This window comes from Actinomyces sp. HMSC065F12, assembly GCF_001814535.1.
GTDB lineage: Bacteria > Actinomycetota > Actinomycetes > Actinomycetales > Actinomycetaceae > Pauljensenia > Pauljensenia radingae_A.
Genome location: NZ_KV816997.1, coordinates 1 through 9,554 on the forward strand (window position 1 = coordinate 1; position 9,554 = coordinate 9,554).

8 protein-coding genes and 1 tRNA gene are annotated in these 9,554 nt (G+C 60.6%); 6 read left to right on the top strand and 3 right to left on the bottom strand.

All coding sequences use genetic code 11. The features are described 5' to 3' along the window. Window positions 1-140: 140 nt before the first annotated feature. A complete protein-coding gene (locus HMPREF2975_RS07515; RefSeq protein ID WP_070726909.1) occupies window positions 141-329 on the top strand; it encodes a hypothetical protein in 189 nt (62 codons plus the stop codon). A 214-nt stretch (window positions 330-543) separates the two neighbouring features. Here the strand turns inward: HMPREF2975_RS07515 and HMPREF2975_RS07520 are convergent, their stop codons facing one another. The 3 genes from HMPREF2975_RS07520 to glgX all read right to left on the bottom strand — a co-directional run bounded on the left by HMPREF2975_RS07520 (window position 544) and on the right by glgX (window position 4,800). Beyond that, window positions 544-1,266 carry a VIT1/CCC1 transporter family protein gene (locus HMPREF2975_RS07520; protein ID WP_070726911.1) on the bottom strand — a complete coding sequence of 241 codons (723 nt, stop codon included), beginning with the start codon at window positions 1,264-1,266 and terminating at the stop codon, window positions 544-546. A gap of 86 nt (window positions 1,267-1,352) precedes the next feature. Then, complete coding sequence (trpS, locus tag HMPREF2975_RS07525) at window positions 1,353-2,453, bottom strand: tryptophan--tRNA ligase (RefSeq protein ID WP_058236968.1); 1,101 nt, start codon at window positions 2,451-2,453, stop codon at window positions 1,353-1,355. Further along, entirely contained in the window at window positions 2,446-4,800 is a 2,355-nt protein-coding gene (gene glgX / locus HMPREF2975_RS07530; protein WP_227469319.1) for a glycogen debranching protein GlgX, read from the bottom strand. The genes trpS and glgX overlap by 8 nt, the downstream gene beginning before the upstream one ends. Window positions 4,801-4,980: 180 nt before the next feature. Here glgX and HMPREF2975_RS07535 point away from each other — a divergent pair, with 180 nt between their 5' ends. The 5 genes from HMPREF2975_RS07535 to HMPREF2975_RS07555 all read left to right on the top strand — a co-directional run bounded on the left by HMPREF2975_RS07535 (window position 4,981) and on the right by HMPREF2975_RS07555 (window position 9,346). After that, window positions 4,981-5,781 carry an electron transfer flavoprotein subunit beta/FixA family protein gene (locus HMPREF2975_RS07535; protein WP_070726914.1) on the top strand — a complete coding sequence of 267 codons (801 nt, stop codon included), beginning with the start codon at window positions 4,981-4,983 and terminating at the stop codon, window positions 5,779-5,781. 2 nt (window positions 5,782-5,783) lie between these two features. Next, window positions 5,784-6,782 (top strand): electron transfer flavoprotein subunit alpha/FixB family protein, encoded by a 999-nt coding sequence (locus HMPREF2975_RS07540; RefSeq protein ID WP_070726917.1) that lies wholly within the window; start codon window positions 5,784-5,786, stop codon window positions 6,780-6,782. Continuing rightward, the gene (locus HMPREF2975_RS07545; RefSeq protein ID WP_070726919.1) at window positions 6,779-8,014 is read left to right on the top strand and encodes a cysteine desulfurase family protein; all 1,236 of its coding nucleotides are present in this window, start codon (window positions 6,779-6,781) and stop codon (window positions 8,012-8,014) included. Before HMPREF2975_RS07540 ends, HMPREF2975_RS07545 begins: the two co-directional genes overlap by 4 nt. Then, window positions 8,011-9,201, top strand: a complete 1,191-nt coding sequence (gene mnmA / locus HMPREF2975_RS07550) for a tRNA 2-thiouridine(34) synthase MnmA (RefSeq protein ID WP_070726921.1) — start codon at window positions 8,011-8,013, stop codon at window positions 9,199-9,201. The genes HMPREF2975_RS07545 and mnmA overlap by 4 nt, the downstream gene beginning before the upstream one ends. 64 nt (window positions 9,202-9,265) lie before the next feature. Further along, window positions 9,266-9,346, top strand: a tRNA-Leu gene (locus HMPREF2975_RS07555). Window positions 9,347-9,554: the final 208 nt, after the last annotated feature.

The following is a 9,554-nucleotide window of genomic DNA, read 5'->3' on the forward strand; positions in this document are numbered from 1 at the left end:
TTGCGAATGAACCTGTTCACCCCCACTAGGAAACCTATCGGTTGGAGCCAAGATGGCACCGGGCGGCGCAAACGCATCTACGATACCCCCACCACCCCTTTAGAGCGTTACTTACCTCCGGGACACTTTCAAGGACGCAAATGCAGCAATTACGTCAGTTGCGTGAGAACACCAATCCCGCCGAACTCACCCGCGATATCCTGCGCTACCAAAACATCCTCACCGGCCTAGCCAAAACCCCGACCGAGCAGTTACTAGCCGAGAGGGAAAAAACACGCGAGAAACGAAAAACCAAACTCACCACCGGCATCAAAACCCACGCCGCCTAACCCCGGCTTCGCGCTCAAACTATGTGAGGCACCAAAAAACTTTCGCGCTCAAATTGACATGAGGCACCACGTAGCACAGCGGAAGGTAATGTATCTGGTTTCAACTGTGTGTACCGTTTGTCCTGCTCATGGACGTAAGGCGTATACGTGAGCGAATTGACAAATGGAAACAGTGCGACTCATCGTAGGTTCGAGAACTGAGAAAACTGTTTCGTCACACCATTGACGCGCCTTCCAGCAGCCGACCGATCGCGTAGGTGATGATCATTGCCGCACTGCCGGCGCACACCAGTCGCAGGACCGACCTCTGGCGCGGAGAGCGTCCCAGCCACGCGCTGATCCACCCTGTCAATGCGAGAGCCACAAATACAGACACAAAGGTTGCCACGATGCGAAGCGGTGGGAGAGCCAGAACCATTGTCAGCATCGGCAGGGCAGCACCGCTGACGAATGCGATGAAGGAGCTGCCGGCCGCAGCCCACGGACTGGTCAGTGAATCCGAATCGATGCCGTACTTGAATGAAATGACGGCATTGACCGGCTCATGTGAGGACAGGTCCGAGGCAACCTGGTGCGCGCTCTCCTCGCTCATGCCGCGTTGCAGACACACCTGCTTGATCTCGTTGAAAGCGTGGCCGGGATTGCGGCTCTGTGCCACGTGCTGCAGGCGGACAATTTCGCGCTCAGTGTCACGTTGAGTGGATACCGACACGTATTCGCCGATTGCCATTGACAGTGCTGCCGAGGCGATTCCGGCAATCCCCGCAATGACAATGGCATGTGTGTTCGTGGGGTCGACAGCGGCGATGCCGATCAGTAGACCGGCGATCGACACAATGCCGTCATTGGCTCCCAACACTCCTGCACGCAGCCAGTTGAGCTTGGAGGAAATGAAGCCCTGTCGTTCACCGCGCGCCGCTTCGACAACAGTACTCATGGGAGCACATTACCGCAGGTCAAACCGGGTTTCTAGCAAGGAAAAGCTGATCTAAAAATGGCCAGCTTACGCAAACCTTGGCTCGCTCAGTACACCATATCCATCGCGCGACGCACCTCAGCCAGCGTGCGATCAGCCTGCTCATTGGCGACTTCATCACCGTGATGGAGAACCTCCAGCAGGTAATCCTCGTTAGCGGCCAGCTCTTCACGGCGCTCGCGGATCGGCGCGAGGAACTCGTTGAGCGCGTCGGTCACGACTGATTTGAGCGTGCCGCCGCCACCATCGCCGATACGGTCGGCAATGGCGTGGGGATCCTCGCCAGTGGCCAGTGACGCCATCATCAACAGGTTCGACACCTCGGGTCGATTCTCCGGGTCATAGGTGATGACGCGATCAGGATCAGTCTTGGCTTTCTTGAGCACACGCGCCGTCTCATCGGCAGTCATATCCAGCTCGATCGTGTTGCCACGAGACTTTGACATCTTGTTGCCGTCGGTGCCCAGCAGCAGCGGGGTCTTCGACAGCAACGCGTCAGGGCGCGGGAAAACAGGATGCTCCTTGTCGGCGCGCCCGTAGCGGCGGTCAAAACGCTGAGCGATCAGGCGTGTCTGCTCCAGGTGGGGGAGCTGGTCCTGTCCCACCGGCACGAGGTTCGCCTTGCAGAACAGGATATCTGCAGCCTGATGCACCGGGTAGGTCAGCAGCAATCCCGACATGGCGCGACCGTTCGTCGCATCAAGCTCTGACTTGACCGTAGGGTTGCGATGCAGTTCAGACTCGGTGACCAATGACAGGAACGGCAACAGCAACTGGTTCAGTGCCGGCACTGCCGAGTGATTGAAGATGATGCTGCGCTTTGGGTCGATACCCACGGCCAGATAATCGGCAACGAGGCCCAGGACGCGCTGGCGCAGCGGGCCAACAGCGTCGCGGTCAGTGATGACCTGATAATCGGCCACCAGAACCCACGTTTCAACGCCGCGGTTTTGCAGTTCCACGCGGTTCTTCAACGTGCCGAAATAGTGCCCCAGGTGCAGCTTTCCGGTCGGCCGGTCGCCGGTGAGGATGCGGAATCGCGACGGATCCTGATCAATGGCTTCCTCAAGTTCAACGGATCGGGTCTTTGCCCGTTCCAGCGAAGCGTGGTTGGTGGAATTTTCAAGTTGGTCTTCACTACTAGTCACGCCCGTAGTCTACCGAATGATGAGGGGTGCGTGCTGACAACATGACGATCACGGACTGTGGCTCGATCGTCACTTCGTCCCCACAACGGACAACTTCCAGTCTGTCAGGAAGCCCGCGTTCCAGGCGCTCGATGTCTCCCTCGACGTTGATACCGCCATCGGAAGGGCACGACCAGGAGGTATCCATGACGACGTACCAGTCAGAGCCGCGCCCGCTCACCAGACGAACCGTGGCAACATCCAATGTTCCATTCACCACAACGAGGGCGTCGCGGTCACCCAGCTGATACCCCGAACGGAGCATCTGGAAGACACGGTTGTGCTCCTGAGCCCAGCCATCCTGCGCAATGTCGTGAGCGTCACGATCAAACCACCCCAGATCGGCTATGACATCGCCCTCAGCTATCCTGCCATCTGCGAAAAGGGAGGGACGTAAGACCGGATGATGACGTCGCAGGGCCAGCAGCCAGCGAACAGTGGCAAGCTGCTGCTTCTGCGAGTCCGACATGTTCCAATCGATCCATGAGATGGGAGAGTCCTGGCAGTAGGCGTTGTTATTGCCGAATTGCGTGCGCTGAAACTCATCGCCCGCCACAATCATCGGAGTACCAGACGAGGTGAGCAGCGTCGTCAGCAAATTGCGCTGGCTCCTGTGACGCGTGGGGTAAATGTCCTGCAGGAAGTCAGAGCTGGCTGGCGACCCGTTCAGCGCGTCGTGAGCGTCATCGACCGGAGTCTGCGCAATAGTGCCTTCGATGCCGTGGTTCCACGAATGATTATTCGTCGTTCCATCGCGGTTCTGTTCCAGGTTCGCCATGTTGTGTTTGTGATCAAAAGCGGTCAGGTCAGCCAGGGTGAACCCGTCGTGAGCTGTCACGAAATTCACGGAGCGCCGCGGTCCGTCAAAACGGTGACCACCGTGAGCAAACAGATCAGAAGAGCCGGACACGCGTGTGGCCAGCTTCATCGGGCCGATCGCACCGCGACCCATTGCCAGGGACCTGAAATCGGAAAGCCAGAACTCGCGCACCGTGTCGCGGTAACGATCATTCCACTCAGAAAATGGTGAGGGGAAATTACCGGTCTGCCACCCGCCCGGGCCAATGTCCCACGGCTCGGCAATGAGCTTGTCCTGGCACAGGTCCTCATCGGTTCCGATCCCGATAAGCAGAGGGTGCATCGGCGCAAAGCCCGTTGAGAAGCGTCCAAGCGTGGCCGCCAGATCGAAGCGGAAGCCATCGATCCCCATTTCGCGCGACCAGTAGCGCAGCGAATCCAGCACCATTTTCATGGCCAGTGGCTCGTCCGTGTTCAGCGAGTTGCCCGTTCCCGTCACGTCGATCATGCGACGAGGGCGCCCATGATCGAATCGATAGTACAGCGGTGCGTCAAAACCGCTCCACGACAGTGTCGATCCCGTTTCCGACCCTTCGCATGTGTGGTTATAGACCACGTCCAGAAGCACCTCGATGTCGGCCTGATGCAGGATCGACACCATGCCTCGGAACTCATCAATCACACCCTGAGCGCCGCGCCTGCGTGCAGCCTCGGTAGCGTACGACGGTTCAGGGGCAAAGAACGACAGCGTCGAATAACCCCAATAATTCGTCAACCCGCGTTCAATCAGGAACGTCTCATCGTGTTTGGCGTGGATGGGCAGCAATTCCACAGCCGTGATGCCCAGCTTCTTCAGATAGTCCACCGCTGCGGGGTGCGCCAGTGCTGCGTAAGTTCCCCGCAGGTCATCCGGAATGTCAGGCATATTGAGCGTGAAGCCCTTGACGTGCAGCTCATAGATCACGGTCTGGTCCCACGGTGTGCGTGGTTTGTCAGCAATGTCGAACTGCGTGGACACGACAACCGAGTGCGGCATGTAGGGTGCTGAATTCAGGTCAGACTGTTCCAGCGGATAGGTTGCCGGGTACAGGTCCTCGTCAACGGTGTGCGCGTGAACGGCAGCCCCCATCTGCACCGAACCGGCCAGGCCGCGCCCATAAGGGTCCAGCAAAAGTTTTGCCGGATTGTGAAACATTGCGGCGTCAGGATCCCACGGGCCGTGGACTCGGAAACCGTAGTGCGTTCCCAGGCCTGCGCCGTCCAGGTGCCCATGCCAGATTCCGTCTTCGGGTCCGAGCAATGACCAGCGCTTTTCACGTGTCGTACCGTCATCTGCCAGGATGCACAGATCCACGCGCGTCGCATGGCGCGCCACAACAGCAACGTCGATTCCGCCTTCACGCGCATACACTCCGATCCGGCGAGGTGTGGGATTCGGTGAGGGGATGCGCGGTGCAGGAGCGGCGAAGTCGTGATCGGAGCTGGGCACCATGTTTCTTTTACTATCCATTTACTCTCAAACGTGTGTCAGGCAGGCACAATACCTGTCTCGATTGTAAGTGATCACCCCCAGTCATGCGTCTCAATGACGGCTCTGAGCGCGCATTTCTTCGCGAGGAGCTGAGACGCCCCTGGTGGACGTAACGTAAGCCACCACGAGGTTCGCCTCAAAGTGTGGCACGCTAAAGGCATGAGAATTGCAGTATGTGTCAAGCACGTACCTGACGTCCAATCGGAGCGTCGTATCGAAGACGGGCGGTTGGTACGCGGAGAAGATGACGTGCTCAATGAACTCGATGAAAACGCGATCGAGGCTGCCGTCTCCCTGGTCGAAGAACACGGAGGTGAAGTGATCGCAGTGACAATGGGGCCGCAGGACGCTGAAGATGCCCTCGTGCGCGCACTTCAAATGGGAGCCGACCGCGCCATCCTCGTCACTGATGAGCGTCTCGAAGGTGCAGACGTGGTCACCACGGCGCGGGTGCTGGGAGCCGCACTCGACCTGCTACGCGAGGATGAGCCTCTCGACATGGTGATCACCGGAATGGCCGCACTTGACTCTCTCACCTCGGCGCTGCCGGCGGCACTGGCCACGGTCCTTCATCTGCCATACCTGGGTCTTGCCCATCAGATGAGCCTGACGGGCGAGGAAGAAGGGCCGTGGACTGTGACGATTCAGCGCACCGCTGATGGCTTCGATGACACGCTGACCAGTTCCACTCCTGTCCTCGTGTCGGTAACCGACCAGATCAATGAGCCGCGCTATCCCTCGTTCAAGACGATGCGTGCTGCGCGTTCCAAGCCGCTCGACGAGCTCTCACTGGACGATGTGGACGATGCGTCGCTCGATGAGATTCGCCAGGACGGCGCTCCGCGTGCCATTAACGTCCTTGATGCGCAGGAACGTGAACGCGACGGTGAGGGCACGATCGTGGCCGATTCGGGAGACGGCGGTCACCAACTGGCTCGCTACCTGATGGAGGAGTGCTGATTATGGCAGAAACACTTGACCAGCCGTTGCTGGTGATGACCGACCACACGGGTGACGACGCGCAGGGATACACGCTGACCCCGGCATCGCACCAGCTCCTCACACTGGCACGCTCACTGACCACCGGGCCGATTACAGCGATCGCTCTGAACAGTGCGCCGGACATGGAGGCGTTGGGAGCGCAGGGCGTGGCGCACGTCCTGAGCCCGGACCTTGCCGGCCATTCGCCGCGCATCAGTGCTGTTGTGGCGGACGCGGTTCGAGCCTGCTTCGACCGCGTTCCAGATGCTGCCGCCATTTTGTGTGTGGCGAATTACCGAGGGCGAGAGGTTGCCGCTCGGCTGGCTGTCCAGCTCGACTCGGGTGCGGCTGTTGACGTGTCAGATGTGCATATCAGCGGCGGCGTTCTCCACGCAGCCAAGACAGTTCTGGCCGGAACATGGGAAACGACAATGGAAATCACTCGCGGCACGCCGATTATCGGTCTGCGGCCCTCGTCTGTTCAGGCCGAGGACGCAGAGACGGCGACCACGCCTGACGTGACCACCGTGCCCGTGAAGTTCAGTGCAGAAGCCGACGCCGTTCAGGTCCCACAATCCGTTCACGCCGCGGGTGACGGACGCGTGTCACTGACCGACGCAGACGTCGTCGTGGTCGGCGGGCGCGGCACCGGCGGAGACTTCTCACTGGTCGAACAGCTGGCTGACGAACTTGGAGGTGCGGTGGGTGCAACCCGCGTTGCCTCAGATGAAGGGTGGGTACCGCGTTCCATCCAGATCGGCCAGACCGGCGTGTCAGTGGCACCGTCGGTGTACATCGGCCTGGGCGTGTCCGGCGCAATCCACCACACTGTTGGTATGCAAGCCTCCGACACGATCATTGCCGTGTGCGATGACCCGGATGCTCCGATCTTTGAGATCGCTGACTTCGGCATCGTTGGCGACATCTTCGAGGTCGTTCCGCAGGCTCTGGAGGATCTGCGGGCGCGAAAGGACCAATGACCACGCCCACGCACTATCTGGATTTTGCGGCGACCACGCCGCTTCGGCCCGTTGCCCGGGAAGCGTGGCTGAAAGCCCAACATGACTTGACGGCCACCCCCGGCAACCCGTCCTCCCTGCATGCGGGTGGGCGTGCTGCCCGCCGGATGCTGGACGATGCGCGCGAACAGATCGCAGACCTGCTGGGTGTGAACCTGCACGAAGTGCTCTTCACATCCGGCGCCACTGAATCTGACGCCCTCGCCGTGGCGGGGACAGCTCGGGCGGTGCGGGCTGTCAACCCTGCACGCAGCGTTGTGGCAGTGTCCGCCCTCGAACATGACGCAGTGGCACATCAGCGCGAGGTCCTTGAACCTGCCGGATTCACGTGGCAGGTACTGCCTTCCAGCGCTCAGGGCATCACATTCATTGGCGAGCTCGACGCTGCACACCTCAGTGAGCACTTGGCGGTGGTGTCGGTGTGCACGGTGTGCTCGGAAGTGGGAACCATTCAGCCGGTTGCCCAGCTTGCCGACATGTTCGGCGCTGCCGGTAATGATCCGGTAAGAGCTGCGCGTGGTCAGCGCCCCATCATTCACACGGATGCGGCTCAGGCCTTTTCATGCCTGCCGATCAGCATGGACACCCTCGGCGCTGACCTGCTGAGCATCGGGGGACATAAAGTGGGTGCGCCTGTGGGGACGGGCATCCTGGTCGCGCGGCGCGGCATCCCGTTGACAACGGACCGACCCGGTGGGGGGCATGAGCGCGGAATCCGTTCGGGAACACCGGACGTGGCGGGCTCGGTCGCCCTGGCTGCCGCGATGGTCGAATGTGCTTCTGAGCGGGATCAGATGCATCGGCACTGCTCGCAGATGCGTCGCGAGATCCTTGACCACCTGCCTGAGGGCGTGTCAGCGACGGTGGGGGATGCGCCCACCGTGCCCTCGATCATTCACCTGTCGATGCCGACCGCACACCCCGAAGTGGTGCTCATGGCGATGGACCGAGCCGGTGTGATGGTGTCAGCAGGCTCTGCTTGCCATGCTGGTGTGACACGCCCGTCTGAGGTGGTCACGGCAATGGGCAGATCGGAACGTGAAGCACTGGGCGTGCTACGTGTGTGCGTCTCCACATCAACAACCCTCGACGATGTGCGCGCACTGTGTCAGGCTCTACCTGACGCGCTTTCGCAGGCGCAGGCAATGGACGGATTCGATGAACGGGGACATGTTGTGAAGGAGGACAGATGAGGGTCCTGGCTGCACTATCAGGGGGAGTGGACTCTGCTGTGGCGTGTGCGCTCGCTGTCGAAGCAGGCCATGATGTGGTTGCCGTTCACATGGCGCTGTCCAGCCAGCGTCAGGAATGCCGCATCGGTTCACGCGGATGCTGCTCGGTGGAGGACGCAGGGGACGCCGCCCGCGCGGCGCAGACACTGGGCGTGCCGTTCTACGTGTGGGACCTGGCAGAGGAGTTTGAACGAACTGTCATCACCGACTTTGTCGATCAATATCGCCAGGGGCATACTCCCAACCCGTGTGTGCGATGCAACGAATTCGTGAAATTCCGTGAACTGGCCGATCGCGCCCGCACCCTCGGTTTCGATGCCGTGTGCACCGGGCACTACGCGCGCGTTATCGACGGTCCGGATGGTCCCGAGCTGCATCGCGCCCGCGACGAAGCAAAAGACCAGTCCTATGTGCTGGCCATCATGGGGCGCGAGGAGCTTTCTCGTGTTATCACACCGCTAGGCGATGCGCCGGATAAAGCGTGGGTGCGTGCCGAGGCGGATCGGCGCGGACTGGGCGTGTCCAACAAACCCGATTCCTACGACATCTGCTTTATCCCTGACGGCGATACGCAGGGCTTCCTGCAGCGCGCCCTTGGCAAGGACATGGGTGAGATCGTGGATGCGGACGGCAACATCGTGGGTGAACACGGTGGATACTGGAACTTCACGGTGGGGCAGCGCCGCGGACTGCGTTTGGAACGACCGGCCGCTGACGGCAAGCCGCGCTACGTTCTGCGCACCAATCCACAATCCAATCAGGTGATCGTGGGGCCTGCTGAATTGCTGAGCGTGGATCACATTTCGACCACCGACGTGGTGTGGATGGCGCCGCGCTCCCTCGCCACTGTTGATCAGGAGGCGACCGTCGCGTTCGGGTCTGCGGTGGCCGGACGGATGCTGGCAGATGTCCCCGAGGATGTCCTGACCGCGCAGGTGCGCGCTCACGGAACGCCCTCCGTTGTCGCCGGGGTTCATATTGACGAGGGCGACGCTGCGCCTGCACTGAGTGTGGATCTAGCTGATCCGATCCGCGGCGTGGCTCCGGGCCAGTCGCTGGTGCTGTACCGAGGTACGCAGGTGATCGCTGAAGCAACGATCGAGTCGACCGCTCGGCGGGAAGTGTGTCCGGTGTCTCGCGAGGCGTGAGCCATGAGGGAGCCCGTGCCAGCTAGAAACCGTTAGAATAGATGCCGCGTAAGATAAATGTCGCGCGCGAGTGGCGGAATTGGCAGACGCGCTGGATTTAGGTTCCAGTGTCTTTGACGTGGGGGTTCAAGTCCCCCCTCGCGCACTCTTGTGATGTATCGGGACATCGTGGACATTGTGTTGGCGGTGCCCCGGCTTTTTTGTGTGTGGCGGTGGCCCGAGCCGGGTTTAATGCCCGAAATATGTGTATGGGGTGGGCGTGTCCGGTCCTCCATAAACTTCCTAATGCACTGACGCTACTGCTCTGCCAGTGCCCGGTGTGCACAAGCCCCTAAAAAGTAGCGCGAAAGTGC